General features: G+C 57.4%; 14 protein-coding genes and 3 pseudogenes. 10 read left to right on the top strand and 7 right to left on the bottom strand.

Annotated features, from left to right (window positions below; translation table 11 throughout):
• Window positions 1–3: 3 nt before the first annotated feature.
• The gene (locus AC1M2H_RS07200) at window positions 4–417 is read right to left on the bottom strand and encodes a DUF305 domain-containing protein (RefSeq protein ID WP_480150843.1); all 414 of its coding nucleotides are present in this window, start codon (window positions 415–417) and stop codon (window positions 4–6) included.
• A gap of 288 nt (window positions 418–705) precedes the next feature.
• Here AC1M2H_RS07200 and AC1M2H_RS07205 point away from each other — a divergent pair, with 288 nt between their 5' ends.
• The 4 genes from AC1M2H_RS07205 (at window position 706) to bhsA (ending at window position 4,054) form a co-directional block, all read left to right on the top strand.
• Window positions 706–1,446 (top strand): response regulator, encoded by a 741-nt coding sequence (locus AC1M2H_RS07205; RefSeq protein WP_241723081.1) that lies wholly within the window; start codon window positions 706–708, stop codon window positions 1,444–1,446.
• Window positions 1,443–2,759 carry an ATP-binding protein gene (locus tag AC1M2H_RS07210; protein ID WP_480150844.1) on the top strand — a complete coding sequence of 439 codons (1,317 nt, stop codon included), beginning with the start codon at window positions 1,443–1,445 and terminating at the stop codon, window positions 2,757–2,759. Before AC1M2H_RS07205 ends, AC1M2H_RS07210 begins: the two co-directional genes overlap by 4 nt.
• Before the next feature lie 212 nt (window positions 2,760–2,971).
• Window positions 2,972–3,777, top strand: a protein-coding gene (locus AC1M2H_RS07215; protein WP_480147878.1) for an IS5 family transposase whose coding sequence is annotated in 2 segments (ribosomal slippage) — window positions 2,972–3,322 and window positions 3,325–3,777 — 804 coding nt in all. Because the reading frame shifts where the segments join, the coding sequence is not laid out codon by codon here.
• A 19-nt stretch (window positions 3,778–3,796) separates the two neighbouring features.
• Window positions 3,797–4,054, top strand: a complete 258-nt coding sequence (gene bhsA / locus AC1M2H_RS07220) for a multiple stress resistance protein BhsA (protein WP_480150845.1) — start codon at window positions 3,797–3,799, stop codon at window positions 4,052–4,054.
• A gap of 164 nt (window positions 4,055–4,218) precedes the next feature.
• Here the strand turns inward: bhsA and AC1M2H_RS07225 are convergent, their stop codons facing one another.
• Window positions 4,219–4,809: a TetR/AcrR family transcriptional regulator gene (locus AC1M2H_RS07225; protein ID WP_480150846.1), complete on the bottom strand. Its 591-nt coding sequence runs from the start codon at window positions 4,807–4,809 to the stop codon at window positions 4,219–4,221.
• 113 nt (window positions 4,810–4,922) lie between these two features.
• Between AC1M2H_RS07225 and AC1M2H_RS07230 the strand changes: the two genes are divergently transcribed.
• Window positions 4,923–5,690: an SDR family oxidoreductase gene (locus AC1M2H_RS07230; RefSeq protein WP_480150847.1), complete on the top strand. Its 768-nt coding sequence runs from the start codon at window positions 4,923–4,925 to the stop codon at window positions 5,688–5,690.
• Window positions 5,691–5,730: 40 nt separating this feature from the next.
• Complete coding sequence (locus AC1M2H_RS07235; protein WP_480150848.1) at window positions 5,731–6,486, top strand: SDR family NAD(P)-dependent oxidoreductase; 756 nt, start codon at window positions 5,731–5,733, stop codon at window positions 6,484–6,486.
• A 1-nt stretch (window position 6,487) separates the two neighbouring features.
• On the opposite strand, the gene AC1M2H_RS07240 is transcribed toward AC1M2H_RS07235, so the two are convergent.
• Window positions 6,488–7,684 (bottom strand): MFS transporter, encoded by a 1,197-nt coding sequence (locus AC1M2H_RS07240; RefSeq protein WP_480150849.1) that lies wholly within the window; start codon window positions 7,682–7,684, stop codon window positions 6,488–6,490.
• A gap of 98 nt (window positions 7,685–7,782) precedes the next feature.
• On the opposite strand from AC1M2H_RS07240, the gene AC1M2H_RS07245 reads away from it, so the two are divergent.
• Window positions 7,783–8,667: a LysR family transcriptional regulator gene (locus AC1M2H_RS07245; protein ID WP_480150850.1), complete on the top strand. Its 885-nt coding sequence runs from the start codon at window positions 7,783–7,785 to the stop codon at window positions 8,665–8,667.
• Window positions 8,668–8,708: 41 nt separating this feature from the next.
• Here the strand turns inward: AC1M2H_RS07245 and AC1M2H_RS07250 are convergent, their stop codons facing one another.
• Both AC1M2H_RS07250 and AC1M2H_RS07255 read right to left on the bottom strand, forming a co-directional pair.
• Entirely contained in the window at window positions 8,709–8,882 is a 174-nt protein-coding gene (locus AC1M2H_RS07250; RefSeq protein WP_480151865.1) for a YfgG family protein, read from the bottom strand.
• A gap of 212 nt (window positions 8,883–9,094) precedes the next feature.
• Window positions 9,095–9,789 (bottom strand): IS1 family transposase gene (locus AC1M2H_RS07255; RefSeq protein ID WP_480147781.1). Its coding sequence is split into 2 segments (ribosomal slippage): window positions 9,095–9,543 and window positions 9,543–9,789, totalling 696 coding nucleotides; the frame shifts between segments, so codons are not numbered across the junction.
• A gap of 236 nt (window positions 9,790–10,025) precedes the next feature.
• Here AC1M2H_RS07255 and AC1M2H_RS07260 point away from each other — a divergent pair.
• The 3 pseudogenes from AC1M2H_RS07260 to AC1M2H_RS07270 all read left to right on the top strand — a co-directional run.
• A pseudogene (locus AC1M2H_RS07260) lies at window positions 10,026–11,471 on the top strand (MASE1 domain-containing protein); the annotation flags it as partial.
• A 90-nt stretch (window positions 11,472–11,561) separates the two neighbouring features.
• Window positions 11,562–12,769 (top strand): annotated as a pseudogene (locus tag AC1M2H_RS07265) (IS3 family transposase).
• 36 nt (window positions 12,770–12,805) lie between these two features.
• Window positions 12,806–13,615: pseudogene (locus AC1M2H_RS07270) on the top strand (EAL domain-containing protein); the annotation flags it as partial.
• A 39-nt stretch (window positions 13,616–13,654) separates the two neighbouring features.
• Here AC1M2H_RS07270 and ppx read toward each other — a convergent pair.
• Window positions 13,655–15,187 carry an exopolyphosphatase gene (gene ppx / locus AC1M2H_RS07275; RefSeq protein WP_480150851.1) on the bottom strand — a complete coding sequence of 511 codons (1,533 nt, stop codon included), beginning with the start codon at window positions 15,185–15,187 and terminating at the stop codon, window positions 13,655–13,657.
• Window positions 15,188–15,190: 3 nt separating this feature from the next.
• Window positions 15,191–17,251 carry a polyphosphate kinase 1 gene (gene ppk1 / locus AC1M2H_RS07280; RefSeq protein WP_480150852.1) on the bottom strand — a complete coding sequence of 687 codons (2,061 nt, stop codon included), beginning with the start codon at window positions 17,249–17,251 and terminating at the stop codon, window positions 15,191–15,193.
• Window positions 17,252–17,455: the final 204 nt, after the last annotated feature.

Raw genomic sequence — 17,455 nt, forward strand, 5'->3', positions numbered from 1 at the left:
GGCTTATTTCCCCTGCGGAGCAGCAGGCTGGATTTGATCGGGGGCGGGTACAGCAGGAGGAAGCGGTTTGCCCAGCGCCTGGTGCATGGCGACGATCTCTTGCTGCTGGGTGACAATGATTTCCTGGACAATGCGTTTTAGCTGTTCGTTTTTGCCGTAACGCAGTTCGGCCACGGCCATATCCATCGCGCCCTGGTGGTGGGGCGTCATCATGGCAACGAAGTCCTCGTCGATGTTGCCCGTCGGCTCAATCGCCATTTTCGACATCATAGTATCCATCGCCTGCGCATTCTCTTTCCAGAACCCCTGTTCCTGCGTAAGCGCGGTAGCGTCAGCGGCGTGATGTTCATGAGCGCCTGCGCTCTGGCTCAGCAGCAGGCCGTTAGCAATAAGGAAATAGCGAACAATACGGTTCATAGCACACCCTTTAGCGAATCAATCAGGACCGGATGGGCCTGTCATGGCGCCTATATAAGCAAAGCGATGTATCAGGACTGTTTCTTACCGTGGGGGATTTTGTATTTGTATGTAGCGGGATGACGGAATGTTTCAGGCAAAACGACCCAGCGGACCTGATGGCGACAGGCTGCGGCCCGAAAGCGGCCCCCGCGCTGGATACAGTACGGTACAAAGCCCGACACTTTTGCGTAACAACTGCGATAAACTGGCCGCCGTGAGATCATGCCTGAGAAGAGGAAGTGCGCCGTGGAACATGTCGATCATATTTTGATTGTTGATGACGATCGTGAAATTCGTAGCCTGATAGCCGATTACCTGAAGAAAAACGGTCTGCGTACCACCGAGGCCGCGGACGGGCGGCAAATGCGCAGCTTCCTGGAAACCACGCCGGTCGATCTGATTGTCCTCGACGTGATGATGCCGGGTGACGATGGCCTGACCCTGTGCCGTGAGCTACGCAGCAGCAAGCATAAAGGCACGCCGGTACTGATGTTAACGGCGCGCAGTGAAGACACTGATCGTATCATTGGCCTTGAAATGGGGGCGGATGATTATCTGGTCAAACCCTTTGTCGCCCGTGAACTGCTGGCGCGAATCAAAGCGGTGCTGCGGCGCACGCGGATGATGCCGCCGAATCTGGTGATCTCTGAAGCCGCGCGTATTCTGGCGTTTGGCGACTGGGAGCTGGACACCACCTCGCGCAATCTGATCGATAAAGAGGGGGTGATGGTGGCGCTTAGCGGGGCGGAGTATCGCCTGTTGCGGGTTTTCGTGGACCATCCGCAGCGCGTATTAAATCGCGATCAGCTGCTGAATCTCACCCAGGGCCGCGATGCCGAGTTGTTCGAACGCTCGATTGATTTACTGGTAAGCCGCTTGCGCCAGCGTCTCAACGACGTCGCCCGCGAACCTTCTTATATTAAAACGGTGCGCAGCGAAGGCTACGTCTTTGCCATGCCGGTGGAGCTGCGCGAGGCCAGAGAGTGAAACTCCTGGCACAATGGTGGCCCAAACGTCTGGCATCGCGCCTGATGCTGATCTTGCTGCTGGGTTTGCTGCTGGCGAATGGTTTAACGCTGGGGCTGCTGTTGCTGGAGCGTTCTCAGAGCACGAAGGCGATGATGATGGACAATCTGGAGTATGACGTTGCCACCAGCATCGCCATCCTTGACCGTCTGCCGGTGGCGGAGCGTGCCGCGTGGACCGCGCGTCTCGATCGCAGTAACCATCACTATCTTTTACACGCCAGCCCGTCGGGCAAGCCCGTACAGAGCAAACGCCTGCAGGATACGGCGGCCGCCCTGACCCGGGTGCTGGGCGGGCGCTATCCGCTGAGCTTTAGCGTGGATCCGGTGAGCCCCGGGCAGATGATGGCGCATCTACGCCTGAGCGATGGCAGCCCGTTAACCATCGCTCTGCGGCCGCGCAATATGCCGTTTGCCCGCTGGCTGCCGATTGTACTGATCGGGCAGTTCATTCTGCTGCTGGGTTCCGCCTGGCTGGCGGTGCGCAGCGCGGTACGTCCGCTGACGGTGCTGACCCGCGCGGCCGAAACGCTGCATCCCGATCCGGGCGAAACCGTACAGATGTCGGAAGAGGGGCCGGTTGAGGTGCGTAACGCCGCGCGGGCTTTTAACGCTATGCAGGAGCGTATTACGACTTACCTGAAAGAGCGCATGCAGATCCTGGCGGCGATCTCTCATGATTTGCAAACGCCAATCACCCGCATTCGGCTGCGCTCAGAAATGATGGATGATACCGAAATCAAATCCCGACTCTTACAGGATCTTGAGGAGATGACGCTGCTGGTGCGCGAAGGGGTGGCCTATGCGCGTACCAGCGAAAGCAGCAGCGAAAAGCCCTGCCGCATTCAGCCGCACGCCTTTATCGATAGTCTGGTGTGCGATTATCAGGACACCGGTCAGCAGGTGGTCTTGCGGGGGAAATTAAACGGCTCGCTGAGCACCAAACCCCATGCGCTGCGGCGAACGCTGAGTAATCTGATCGATAATGCGCTCAAGTTTGCCGGTAGCGCGGAGGTGGCGGTGAGCCAGGACGCTGACACCATCACCATTGAGGTTCTCGATCGCGGTCCGGGGATTCCGCCGGCGGAGATGTATGCGGTAATGCAGCCGTTTTATCGGGTGGAAAATTCGCGTAATCGCGCCACCGGCGGTACCGGGCTGGGCTTAGCGATTGCCCAGCAGCTGGTGGCCTCGCTGGGCGGTGAATTGACGCTCGCCAATCGTCGGCAGGGCGGATTGCGAGTGACGGTGACCCTGCCGGGCAGCGGGCGCTGAAATGTATCGCAGTGTATATAAAGGCGGGACAGCGAAACCCCGGTACACTTTCACCCTATTGTCGATATGTTACCGATACATTGCGGTGGTGTAATTCAGTCATCGGGCAGCGAAACGTTTTAACGCTCTCTGCCCATGGTTAATTACACTTAGAGCCTATCCCAAAAGGAATTATCGTATAATACGTTACGGTAATTTCTGAGGGGGAATGTATGGCGGGTAGCAAGTGGCAGATCAGCGACGAACTATGGGAAAAAATGGCTCCACTCATCCCGGAGCATAAAACCAGCCACCCACTGGGGACTCATCGTAGACGCGTTGATAACCGTGCTGCCATGGATGCCATATTCTTCGTCCTCAGGACCGGTTGCCAGTGGAACGCCCTGAACGCCACCGGGATATGTTCATCGAGTTCTGCACACCGACGCTTCCAGGAATGGCGCGATGCGGGAGTCTTCGAACGCTTCTGGCAGAACGGTTTGCTTGCCTGCGAACATCTGGACGGCATTGACTGGTCCTGGCTGTCGATGGACGGCTGTATGACCAAATCGCCATTGTCAGGAACAAAAAAACAGGCCGTAATCCCACGGACAGAGGGAAACAAGGCGTAAAGCGTAGCCTGCTGACAGACGCCAACGGGCTTCCTCTGTCGCTGGTTGTTGCAGCAGCGAACACGCACGATATCAAACTGGTTGCAGATACGCTCGATGCACTTCAGACGGGGCGTCCGGGGCAAAAACTCAGACTCTGCCTGGACAAAGGTTACGAAGCTGGCTGGCTGAAAACGTATCTACAGAGCCGCCGCTACGAGCCGCATATCCAGTCCCGTAAAGAGGAGTCTGATGCAGGTAAAAACACCGACTTCAAAGCCCATCGCTGGGTTGTCGAGAGGACTCATAGCTGGATGAATCGCTTTCGCCGGGTTCTGACCCGATGGGAAAAGAAGGCCGAAAATTACGAGGCCATGTTGCATTTTGCCTGCGGCATCATTGTCTGGAACAAAATCCTATTGGGATAGGCTCTTATTGAGGTGACATATGAAAAACGTAAAAATGATTCTGGCTGCACTGATTCTTGGTTCTGTTTCCGCATCCAGCTTTGCGGCGGTGGAAACCACCATGCCGCAGGGGATGACCCGTATCGGTACGATTTCTGACAGCAGCGGCGCGACCACGCTTTCAGAACTGGACGCTAATCTGGCGGCAAAAGCGCAGGCCGCAGGGGCCAGCAGCTACCGAATTGTGGCCGCCGGCGGGAATAATCTCTTCTACGGTACCGCCGATATTTACAAGTAAGCATGCCCTGCCTGTCGCGCAATGCGAAATAAGGATATCCGCATTGCGTTTGCTTTTTCCTTACCCTTCTTTGTCTCCGACCCGGAGGCTTTTTACCCGCTTAGAGATTATCCCGCCTTAAGGCGGTTTTTTTATGCCGACATCCCATGCTGACGGCGAGGGGATTAGCGGGCTGCGGAGGGCCACGTCGCCAGCGCGTGCTCGACCAGCGCCTCAAGCATCTGCTTGCTGGCCCCGGCTTTGGCCTGTACGGCCATCCCCTGAGATAGCGTCATGACGAAGGAAGCCAGGGTGGCGCCGTCCGCCGATGGCGGTAAATCGCCTTCCCGACGAGCCCGCTCCAGGCGTTCGCTTAGCGCCAGCTGGGTTGCGGCGCGGCGACGAATCAGCTCGCGGCGAATGGGTTCCGCATCATCGGAACAGGCCAGCGCGCCGTTGATGCCCAGGCAGCCCGGATGGTCGGCGCTTGCCGTCTGGACGCTGGCCGATTCTCGCAGGATCCGCGCCACGACCTCGCGGGACGTCGGTTCATCCAGCGCCTCGCGCATAAATCCCATGTACGCGGCGTCGTAGAGATTGAGGGCCTTGAGGAAGATTTGTTCCTTGTTGCCGAAGGCCGCATAGAGGCCGGGACGGGCTACGCCGGTGGCCCGCGTGAGATCTTCGAGGGAGGTGCCCTCGTATCCTTTCTGCCAGAAGACAGAGAGCGCCGCCGCCAGCGCCTCATTTTCGTTGAACTGTCTGTGACGTCCCATTTCCGCTCCCCCCGATTTCAATACCGCTCAGTATAAATCGCTTGACACCTCAGCGGCAAATACAATACCGTTCGATACTGTATCGAACGGTATTGTATTTAAGGAGTGTTATTATGCTGAATACCCATGCTCCGCTCCACGATAAGGTCGCGCTGGTGACCGGCGGCGCGCGAGGTCTTGGCCTGGAAATTGTTCACCAGCTTGCTGCGCTCGGCGCCCACGTTATTATTGGCGCCCGCGATGAGCGCAAAGCCCGACAGGTGGCGGACGAGCTGCGTGCCCAGGGCGGGAAAGCATCGGCGCTTTGGCTCGACGTGACCCGCGAAGCGGATCGGCAGGCGGCCTGCGCGGAGATCGACAGGGCTTATGGCCGGCTCGATATTCTGATTAATAACGCCGGTATTCTGCTGGACAGTCCCGACGGCGGCACGCCGGCGACCCGCCCGCCGAGCGAGGCGCCAGCCGACGCGGTGCGTGACACATTTGAGGCTAACTTCTTCGCTCCCGTTTTTCTGACGCAGGCTCTGCTGCCGCTGCTGAGACGCTCGGCGGCGGGACGCGTCGTCAACGTATCGAGCATCCGCGGGTCGCTTGCCCATTTATCCGATCCGCATTCGCCGGTCTATCCGATTCGCGCGCTGGGGTACGACACGTCCAAAGCCGCGCTCAATGCCTTCACCATCCTGATTGCGGAAGAGCTGCGCGGGACAGCAATCAAAATTAACGCCGTTCATCCCGGCTGGCTACAAACCAGCATGGGCGGCGAACGCGCGGATATGAGCGTCGAAAGCGGCGCTCGTACCGTCATCCGCTATGCCTGCATCGGTGAAGAGGGGCCAACGGGCGGCTTCTTCTTCCAGGACCAGCGGCTGCCGTGGTGAGGCGGAATTTCCCTTTCAACCCAACCTACAGGAATTTGCAATGAATAAAACACTCGCAGGAAAAGTCGCGCTCATCACCGGCGGTTCGCGCGGTCTCGGCGCGGCGATCGCTGATGTTCTGGCAGAGCAGGGGGCGGATATCGCCATCACCTATGTCGCTTCCGCCGATAAGGCGCAGGCCGTTGTGGAGAAACTCATCGCGAAAGGCGTACGCGCCGTGGCGATCAGGGCCGACCAGGGGGATCCATCCGCCGCGGAGCCTTTGGTGCGCGAAGTGGTGGAGAAGCTTGGTCAACTCGATATTCTCGTCAATAACGCGGCCGTCGCGTGGCAGGGCAAAACGATCGATGCCCCCGATATCGATAACGCGGCGATGGATCGACAGTGGGTTATTAATACGCTGGGCGTGATCGCCAACATCCGCGCGGCGTCGCGGGTACTGCCGGACGGCGGGCGGATTATTTCGGTCGGCTCCGGCCTTGGCACGCGCATCGGTTTCCCCGGCACCACCGACTATGCCGCCAGCAAAGCGGCCGTGGTGGGCTACAGCAAGGGCGCGGCGCGCGATCTGGGGCCGCGCAACATCACCGTTAACGTGGTGCAGGCGGGCATCATGGATACCGACATGGCGGCCGGCGCGCTGGACCACCTGCCGCCGGTGGTGATGGCATCCCACGCGATTCAACGCTATGCCACCGTCGAGGAGGTCGCCGCGACGATTGCCTTCCTCGCCGGGCCGGATGCCGGGTTCATCACCGGCTCGGTGATTGACGTCAACGGTGGCTTCACGGCCTGATTCAGACGCGGTCGCTAACCGTCTCCGCCGGGAACTGACGCTGGTGCAGGGCAATCGCCAGCGCCAGCGCGGCCACGACCAGCGCGAGCAGCGCAGAAACCGCCAGGCTCCCCTCAACGCCCAGCCGATGGTTAAGCCAGGCGTAGGCAAACGGCGATGCGGCCGCCAGCAGCTGGGCGGGGATCAGCAAAATCCCGGTGCGCCGGGCGTAATCCTGCGCGGCAAACAGCTGCAGCGGCAGCGTGGCTTTGAATACCGTGGTTAAGCCATTAATGGCGCCATATCCCAGCACAAACCCGGCGGCGGCCCCCGCTAAATAGGGGCCGCTCAGGCCGAGCGCAAAGCACAGCGGCATCAGAAAAGTTGTTAGCAGCGTCAGCCTGAGCGGCGTTAATGCGGAACCGGAAGCCACCTCCAGAAAACGGGCGCCGGTTTGCCCGACTCCCCACAGCATCCCCGTCGCCACGGGCAGGCCGTAGCTGGCGATAAATTCCGGCAGGTGAGTAGAGGTGCCGTTAGAGACAAAGGTCACCAGCGCGATCAGCGCCGCATACAGCAGGCCAGCGCGTCGATCGTGGCGTGAGGCTGGCCGGGGGGCTTTACGCCGCGGCGTCAGCGGCAGCCGGGTATTCGGCATTGTGCACAGCAGCAGCGCGCTGAGCACGCCGAACAGCGCGTAGACCTGCAGCGCCTGTCGCCAGCCGATCGTCGTTAGCAGCCAGGCGCCAAGCGGCCAGAAAACGGCGGAGGCTAACCCGCCGGCCAGCGTCACCCGCGAGAGAGTCACTCTTGAGCGCTGCCCGTAAAGGTTGACCAGCGCGGCGAACAGCGCATCATACAGCGCCAGGCGCATACCGACGCCGGTCAGCAGCCAGGCGCTAAACCACACTGGCAGAGTATGCGCATTCGCCATAGTTAAACATCCGCCGGCGATTATCAGCGTGCCGGAGACCACCACGCGCTGGCCGCCGATGCGGGCCAGCAGGCGGGCAACAAAGGGCGAGACCATCGCCATCATCAGCATCGCAAGGGTCAGACCGAGATAGATTTGCGCCGCGGACCAGCCGGTATCCTGCGCGATGGACCGGGCAAAGGTGCCGGGCATATAAAAGGAAATGCCCCAGTTGATAAGCTGGTTGCATCCGGCAGCAAAGGTGAGCAGGGCGGGGGCTGAGTGCGATTTTTCGGTAACTTTCATGGTCTTCTGTTCAGTTATAAGGTTGTCGGCAGCATAACCCGCAGGCTATTGTGCAGGCAGACCCGTCCGTTTATGCCCCTTATAAGAGAAACTTTGCGATGATGACGCTGAATCTGGGAAACCTGGCGACCTTCCGGCTGGTGGTGCTGCGAGGGAGCTTTTCCGCCGCCGCCGACGTGCTGGGGCTGTCGCAACCCGCCGTCAGTTTGCAGGTGCGTCAGCTGGAGCAGTTCCTCCAGACCCGGCTGCTTGAGCGCACCGGGCGAGGCGTGAAGGCGACGGCGGCCGGCCTGACGCTGCTGGCTCACGGCGAACATATCGAGCAGGCGGTCAGCGCGGCGCTGCGGTCCGTCGGCGAGTTTAGCCATGAGGTCAGCGGCGCCATCGCCCTCGGTACCGGGGCAACGGCCTGTATTCATCTTTTACCGCCGATACTGCAGCAGCTGCGCGAGAACCACCCGCTGTTGACGGTGGGCGTGACCACCGGAAATACGCTCGACATCGTGCGGGCGGTGGAGGAAAACCGGCTCGACCTTGGGCTGGTGACGCTGCCGGCAAACGGGCGTTACCTGGCGGTGACTCCGGTTCTCGATGAGGAGTTTGTGTTTATTTTTGCCGAGGGCCAGGCGCTGCCGTCGCGGTTGACGCCTGACGTTCTGCACGCCCTGCCGCTAATAGCCTTTGAGGCGGGAAGCGGTACCCGGGCGCTGATTGACGGCTGGTTTGATGCCGCAGGCCTGACGATTGCGCCGGTGATGCAGCTCGGAAGCATCGAGGCGATCAAGCGCATGGTACGCGCGGGGCTGGGCTATAGCATTGTGCCGCGCATGGCGGTGGAGCACTCGGAGGATCGTCGCGGGCTAAGCGTTCACTCGCTGACGCCGTACCTGCATCGCCGGCTGGGCGTGGTGATGCGTCAGGATAAAATCCTCAGTAAAGGGATCGCCGAAATGCTGCGCCTGCTGCGGCACCCTGGCAACTGATCGGGCATCGAATACGGCGAGCGCCTTGCGTTACAGCCAGGCTACTCTCGGGTCGGCGTGACGGCCGGTGCGGAGGATTGCTGCGACTCTTTTTTGTCCTGATGATGGTACCAGGCGCCGATAGAGGAGTAGACGAAGCGTCCAAAGAAAAAGATAAAGCTGATAAGCAGTACGATACGGGTCATGCGACGGTTAAATCGATGGCGTTTACGCATACTGGGTGCCTGACTCACAAAAGGTTCCTTGAAGTATACCCATAACATGGGCGTTAGGCGTATTAAGGCACAGGAAAGGTGCGGGGTCAATTGATGGGAGGGTAAAAATGCCCCGGCTAAAGCATTAGTTAATGTTATATAACGTAATCGTTGCATTTACATGGTTTCTTTTTCCAGCGGCCGGCGGTAAAAATAAGCGGTAATGCCTCCAATCAGTAGAACATGTACTTTTCGATGAAGGCACCGATGACCTTTTCGTGCAATTCGATGGAACGTGAAAAACATATTGTTTTGCGTGCCAGCCGCTTGATACGGGTTCGCAGCGTCAGATTGTTTCGCTCAATGCGCTGTGTGAAAATTTTACCAGTCAGATGTATCTCCTTCGGCACCTCTCTGGCATAACTGCCCCAGTTATCGCTGGTAATCATGCCGATGCTAAAGGGCGTCAACAGGGCCAACAGTTCCCGACATGTCTCATCGGTACGTGGGCCGAAAGTATAAGCCAGTACGCCACCCGTTTTGGTATTGTAAGCATACCAGAGCCAGTGCTGCCGGGCTTTACTGCCAACAAAGCCCCACTGCTCATCAAGCTCGCAGATGAGTGCCACATCGGCATGAGCGACAGGAGAAGCGGTTATCCGGGACGGCGAGAGCTTTTTAATGTCCGTATGACGGTATTGATACCGACCTTAAGAACTCTGGCGGTATCGCGGACGCCGGCACCGTTGTGTGCCAGTTCAACTATCTGTTCTTTTACACCGGGTTTTCTGGCTTCATAGGTATAAGCCAGCTGAAAAACGCGGCGACATGACCGGCAACGAAAGCGCTCGTGCCCGGAACAGCTGTGCCCATGGCGATAAACAGAATCGGAATGGCAACGAGGACAATGAACAGTAACGGTAGCCATAGAAAGCCCTAAATACCAGTAGCATATCATGGTTTTCTATCGATTGAAGGCATTACCAAATAAGCTTTCTTAATATTAGCTAAATGATTTTTTGATTTATATCAACTGTCTGTTTTCGTTGGTAACTAGAATCTCCAGCCAGTTCCGCGTTGTTATTTCTTGCGCGGTTGAGATGGTTGGGTTGGATGCCTGCCTGAATATACCCTGCAGGAGTTTGGGTTATCCGTAGAGCATCTATGAGCATAATTAATCTGTACAGACAATATCGGGACAAATGGTGGGCGCTGCCGCTGGTATTACCCACGCTCTTACTCCCCCTGGCGAGATGGACGGATACCTACGCTGAACTCAACGGCAATGAGGTTCCTCTTTACTATTTACCGCTGGCGCTGGTATTGAGTCTGATGCTGTTTTTTGGCTGGGACGCGCTGCCGGGCATTATCATCGGGCTGTGGTGTACGGTGGCCTGCGATATGGCTCCGGAAGAGGCGATTGGCGTTATCTTCCACTTTCTGATCCCGGTGGTGCTGTGCTGGGGCGGCTACCGCATTTTTGTTCCGCGCAGGCAGCAAATCTCCCACGGTAACGCCGGCCTGATGCCGCAGAGGCTGTTCTGGCAAATGCTGCTGCCGTCGGCAATATTCCTCGTGCTCTCCCAGTTCGCCGAGTACCTTGGCCTTCATCCCCGCGCCACGGGCCTGATCGGTATCGATCCCTTTAGTTTGCGATCGCTAATCACTTTTCAGGCGCTGATGGTCGGGTGTTTAACCGGCGTACCGCTGTGCTATTTCCTGCTGCGCATTATTCGTAATCCATTACATATTCGCGGATTTATTTCGCAAATCCGCCTGCAAATTGACCCGAAAATAAAGCGGACTGAGTTTTGTTTATGGGCGCTAACGCTGTTAATGTTATTAGTGCTGTTATTAATACCTTTGAGTAATACCAGTACGATATTTAGCACAAATTATACATTGTCATTACTTATGCCGGTGATGCTGTGGGGCGCCATGCGCTTTGGCTATCGCTTTATCGCTCTGGTCTGGACGCCGGTATTAATTCTTATTATCCATTTTCATTACCGCTATTTGCCGTTGTCGATTGGCTATAATAATCAGCTGGCTATCACCTCATCCAGCTATCTGGTGTCCTCGTTTATTATCGCCTATATGGCCATGCTGGCGACGCAGCAGCGTCTGATCCACGCGCGCGTGCGGCGAATGGCGTTTCTCGACCCGGTGGTGCATATGCCGAACCTACGCGCGCTAAGCCGGGCCCTTGAAGGCTCGCCGCGATCGGTGCTGTGCTTTTTGCGCATCCCGGAGCTGGAGCTGCTGGGGCGGCACTATGGGGTGATGCTGCGCATTCAGTACAAGCAGAGCCTGGCGGAACATCTTAGCGCCTTGCTTCAGCCGAATGAGGTCGTTCACCACCTCTCGGGGCACGACCTGGTCATTCGCATGAACTGCGACGATCATCAGGCGCGAATTGAGGCGCTGGATAAGCACCTGAAGCAGTTTCGCTTCATCTGGGACGGGATGCCGCTGCAGCCCGCGGTAGGCGTAAGCTACTGCAGCGTACGCTCGCCGGTGAAGCATCTGTACCTGTTATTAGGTGAGCTGAATACCATTGCCGATATGTCGCTAACCAGCGGCCACCCGGAAAATATGCAGCGTCGGGGTGATGTAGCCCCCTGAAACACCGGACAGTAGCTGTATCTCCAGATAAGAGATAGGCTTAAATATATGTCTAACAACCATGTTAATTTTGAGATGACCGGGATCCTGTTAGGGCAAGAAGCCCGTAAGCGTAAGACTCCGCAAGAGAAAATTGCCATCATCCAGCAAACAATGGAGCCGGGTATGAATGTCTCCCACGTTGCTCGTCTGCACGGTATTCAGCCCAGTCTGCTGTTTAAATGGAAGAAGCAATATCAGGAAGGTAGCCTCACCGCCGTTGCGGCCGGAGAGGAAGTGGTTCCGGCTTCGGAGCTGGCGACTGCACTCAAACAGGTCCGGGAACTACAGCGTCTCCTGGGTAAGAAGACGATGGAAGTTGAGATCCTCAAAGAAGCGGTGGAGTACGGCCAGTCGCGAAAATGGATAGCGCACGCGCCCTTGTTGCCAAAGGACGGGGAATAGCTCTGGTTAGTCGCACCATGAGCGTGTCGCGTGCGCAGTTATCACTGCGGGTGAGCCGCTCTGCCGACTGGCAGGACAGGCGCAGCAACCGGCGTAATGACGAAGCTGATGCAGAGATACTGTCGGAGATCCTCGGCATCATCAGCGACATGCCCAGCTACGGTTACCGGCGGGTGTGGGGTATCCTGCGTAAGCAACGCCGTGTAGAGGGACTTCCACCGGTGAACGCCAAACGGCTTTACAGGATAATGAGCGAACATAATCTGCTGTTGTTGCGTGATAAACCAGAGCGTCCGAAGCGGGAGCATAAAGGCAAAATCGCGGTAGCGGAAAGCGATATGCGCTGGTGTTCAGACGGCTTCGAGTTCGGTTGTGACAACGGCGAGAAGCTTCGGGTGACGTTCGCACTGGACTGTTGCGACCGGGAGGCCATAGACTGGGCAGCGAGCACGGGAGGCTACGACAGTTCAACGGTACAGGATGTGATGCTGAGGTCAGTGGAAAGGCGCTTCGGTAGCACGCTGCCGGGTAAACCAGTGCAGTGGCTGACAGATAACGGTTCAGCGTACACCGCGCATGAAACGAAGAAGTTCGCGCGAGAACTGAATCTGGAGCCGTGTACAACAGCGGTGAGCAGCGCACAAAGTAACGGCATGGCCGAACGGTTCGTGAAAACGATGAAGGAAGATTACATCGCGTTCATGCCAAAACCAGATGTGGGAACAGCGCTACAGAACCTTGCAGCGGCGTTCAATCACTAGAATGAAAATCACCCGCACAGTGCGCTGGGATATCACTCTCCGAGAGAGTACCGGCGGCAGCGGGCATCGTTAACTTAAGATACAAAAGCTGTCCGGAGATGGCGGGTCAAGATCAATATGCAGCGTCGGGGCGCGCTCCACGTCCAGCACGGGCTAAAGGATAAGGTAGCGATAATGAACCAGATCCTGCAGGCGCTGGAGCGGGATCGTTTTTGCCTGATGGCGCAGCCGATAGTCGGCATCCGCGGCGATAGCTACCATGAAGTGCTGTTGAGAATGGTGGGCGAGAAGGGCGAAATCATCAGTCCGGACCGCTTCCTTCCGGTCGCCCACGAGTTTGGCCTCGCTTCGCGGATCGATCTTTGGGTGCTGGAAAATACGCTCTCCTTTATGAACCAGCATCGGCACGTCCTCCCGGGCCTGCGGCTGGCGGTGAATCTTTCGCCGGTGTCGGTGAGCCGCAGCCAGTTTCCTGACGAGGTGGAGCAGCGGCTGGCGCGCTACGGAGTTGAGCCCTGGCAGCTGATATTTGAGCTGACCGAAAATCACTCGTTAACCAACCCGCAGCAGGCGCGACAAACGCTGGCTCATTTACAGGCGCTGGGCTGCCGGGTGGCGATCGATGATTTTGGCACCGGCTATGCCAGCTACGCGCGGCTGAAAAGCCTCAACGTCGATCTGCTGAAAATCGACGGCAGCTTTATTCGCAACCTGGTCACCAGCAGCCTCGACTATCAGGTGGTGGCATCGATTTGCCATCTGGCGCGGATGAAGAACATGCAGGTGGTGGCGGAGTATGTCGAAACGGCGGAAATTCGTCAGGCGGTGATGTCGCTGGGTATCGACTATATGCAGGGTTATGAGATTGGCGAGCCCGTACCGCTGGAGACGCTGGCTAACGTGGCCGCTCCGGAAACGGTTTGATCGGTAAACGGGCCGGACGCAGGGCGCCCGGCCGGCCTGTTAGCTATCGGGCTTTTCTTCGGCGATCTTCAGCAGCCAGTCAGGCACGCCTTCCCAGTACTGCTGCTCTTTTTCCAGATCGAGCAGCACCAGCGCATTTTGGCTAAACCAGTCGTGCGGGAACACCAGCGTCCAGTGGTTGGCTTCGGTCTTCAGCTTCAGCGTCGGCGGCGTTGTCGTCGCCTGGCGCTGGTTGTTCAGCAGGATGCCGAGGCGCAGTAGCTGAATGAGCGGCAGGAACTGCTTTTTCTTAAACAGCGTAAAGCGCGGCAAATCGTCGAGCTTGATAGCCTTACGGTGAAAGCGCACCAGCGTGGCCATCAGCATCTGCTGCTCCTGATTAAAGCCGGGCAAATCGCTGTTCTGCAGGATATACGCCGAGTGGCGATGCATACCGCTATGGTTAATATTCAGCCCCACTTCGTGCAGCATCACCGCCCATTTCAGCAGCGCCGACAGGTTCGGGTTGTCGAGCTTGGGGTTCTGATCCTGCCACTGTTCAAAGATGTGGGTGGTGGTTTCCAGCACCCGACGCGCCTGTTCACGGTCGATATTGTACTGGTTTGCCAGGCTTTGCGCGGTGCGGCTGCGGATATCCTGATGGCGGAAACGGCCCTCCATCTCGTACAGCACACCTTCGCGCAGGGCCCCGTCGGACAGGCGCAGCTCTTTAATGGCCAGCGCATCAAACACGCCGCACAGAATCGCCAGCCCCGGCGCAAATACCGCCTTGCGCTCTTCGGAGAGGCCCGGCAGGCTTAGCGCGTCGAAGTTCTTATATTTCAGCAGCTCGGCGACCAGCATTTCAAGGCGTTCAGGCGTGATAAAGCCGTCCTTCTCGCCCATGGCGACCAGCACTTCCTGAGCGGCTTTAATGGTCCCGGAAGCGCCCAGCGCGACCGTCCAGCCCTGGATGCGGAACTGCCACGCCAGCGTCTCCAGCTTTTGCACCGCCGACAGGCGCGCGCGCTGGAAATTCTCTTTGTTGATAATGCCGCCCGGAAAGTAAATCTGCGAGAAGCTGACGCAGCCCATTCTGCGGCTTTCGACGAGGCGCGGTTCGAAATCTTCGCCGATGACCAGCTCGGTTGAGCCGCCGCCGATATCAATCACCAGCTTGCGGCCGCGCTCGGGCTGAGTATGCTCGACGCCCATAAAAATCAGGCGCGCCTCTTCATTACCGGAGATTATCTCAATCGGGTAGGGGATAACCTGCTCCGCGCGTTTGAGAAACTCCGCCGCGTTTGTCGCCTGGCGCAGCGTATGCGTGCCGACGATGCAGACGCTGGCGGGGGCAAAACCCTGCAGGCGTTCGGCAAACAGCGACAGGCAGCTAAGCCCGCGCGCGATCGCCTCTTTGCTGAGCACGGAGTTTTCATCCAGGCCGTCGGCCAGATGAACCCGCTGTTTAAGGCGACCGATGATCTGCATTGCCCCGTCGACGACACGGGCGATCACCATATGAAAACTGTTTGAACCAAGGTCGACCGCAGCAAACTCCTGGGGCCGAGGGGCTTTTTCGTTTATAGGCATAGGTTAATCGGGCTGTTCGAGTGATTTGAGATAGTCGTAGATCGCCATCTGAGCGCGAACTTTACGGCGATTGCCGCGCGGCACGTAACTGTTACTCAGCTCTTTATCAAGATAGCGTGCTTTCACCGTGTCGTTGAACAAGATATCAAAAATATCCAGCACCCGCTGCTTCAGACGCGGGTCCAGCAGCGGCGCGGCGACTTCGATGCGGTAGTCGATATTGCGCGTCATCCAGTCGGCGGAAGAGAGCCAGACCTGCTTATCGCCGCCGTTTTCAAAGACGTAGACTCGGTCGTGCTCAAGGAAGCGGTCGACGATGCTGGTAACGCGAATGTTGTCGCTAATCCCCTCAAGACCCGGGATCAGGGAGCACATGCCGCGGATTAACAGGTTAACGGGCACGCCGGAGCTGGAGGCCGCATACAGGCGGTCAACCAGGCCCTTATCGACCAGGTTGTTCAGCTTAAGGGTGATCCCGGAGGGCTGGCCGTTCTGGGCGTTAGCAATTTCCCGATCGATCATCTCATACAGCAGGCGGCGCGAGTTCTGCGGCGACACCAGCAGATAGTCAAAGCTAACCGGACGGTAGGGGTTTTCGATAAAGTTGAACACGCGACGGACTTCATTGGTAATGCGCGCATCGGCGGTTAACAGGGAGTAGTCGGTATACAGACGGGCGGTTTTTTCGTTGAAGTTGCCGGTACCGATATGGGCGTAGCGGACCACCTCGTCGCCCTCTTTACGCGAAATCAGGAACAGCTTGGCGTGGATCTTCAGCCCGGGGGCGGAGAAGATCACGTGCACGCCGGCTTCGGTCAGGCGCTTCGCCCAATGAATGTTGGCCTCTTCGTCAAAGCGCGCCTGCAGCTCGACCACCACGGTGACTTTTTTACCGTTGTGGGCGGCGTGAATCATGGAATCGATAATCCGCGAGTCTTTGGCGACGCGGTAAATATTGATTTTGATCGCCAGCACGCTGGGGTCGAAGGAGGCCTGGCGCAGCAGCTCCAGCACGTGCTCAAAGGTGTGGTACGGGTAGTAGAGCAGCACGTCGCGTTCGCGGATGGCGTCGAAACCGTTGCGGAACTTATCAAACCAGGTGTGGCGCAGGCGCGGCAGCGGCTTGTTGACCAGATTAGCTTTGCCGACGTTCGGGAAGCCGATAAAGTCTTTAAAGTTGTGGTAGCGGCCGCCCGGCAGCATCGAGTCATAGCGCGAAATCGAGAACATTGCCCGCAGCATTTCGACCATCGCGTCCGGCATATCACGCTGGTAAACAAAGCGTACCGGTTCGGCGGTAAGGCGCTGTTTCAGGCTGGAGGACATCAGCTCCATCAGGCTCGATTCCATCTCGTGCACCAGATCGTACTCGGCGTCGCGGGTCATTTTCATCGAATAGGCGTTCAGCGTATCGTAATCGAAGAACCCTTTAAAGATATCATCCAGGCAGTAGCGCAGAATGTTATCAAGCAGGATCATTGGCTTACGGCGACGCGGGGCTTCCGGCGGCAGGTTAACAAAGCGCGGAACCTTATCTGAGGGAATTTCCAGCAGGGCGTAGTTAACGGTTTCGCCGCGAATGATTTCCACCGCCAGATAGGTGTAATCATCTTTCAAAAACTGGATCAGGTCCGTTTCGCGGTTAATCAAAATAGGGGTGATGTGCTGGCGCAGGTACTGCTTAAAGTAGTTGCGCAGCCAGGACTGCTGGTTGACCGACAGCTGGCGTTCGTTGATCAGGAAGATCTGATTACGCGCCATCTCCAGCAGCAGCTCGTTATAGAGGCTGTCAAACTCCTGGTCGGCCTTCAGCACCCGGGCCTGAATTTTACCTAATAGGTGGCGAGAATGGGCGGTACTGCCTTGCTCTTCACTGATGATGATGCGGCGCTTGAGTTCAGCGAAGCGCACTTTATAAAACTCATCGAGGTTGTTGGAGTAAATGCCCAAAAAGCGCATGCGCTCAATCAGGGGGTTACTTTTATCCGCTGCTTCCTGAAGTACGCGTTCGTTAAAGGACAACCAGCTGAGTTCTTTCTCGATGTATAGCTTTTCCTGGCCCATTACAACTCACACTCCGGTTGATTGATGTTGCATTTTCATTATGGCGAGCTTTGCCATTGAATGTCCAAGTATGTCAAAGAAGTATGACAGTTTTCTTTCAATTCGCTGCGAAGAAAAGGCGGTCACTTCCCTTTGCTTATTATGTGTGCAAAACAGGCTAATTCTGGTGATTGCGGCCGAACGCCGGGCGGCAAAAAACATCCG

Source organism: Klebsiella sp. F11 (genome assembly GCF_056712265.1).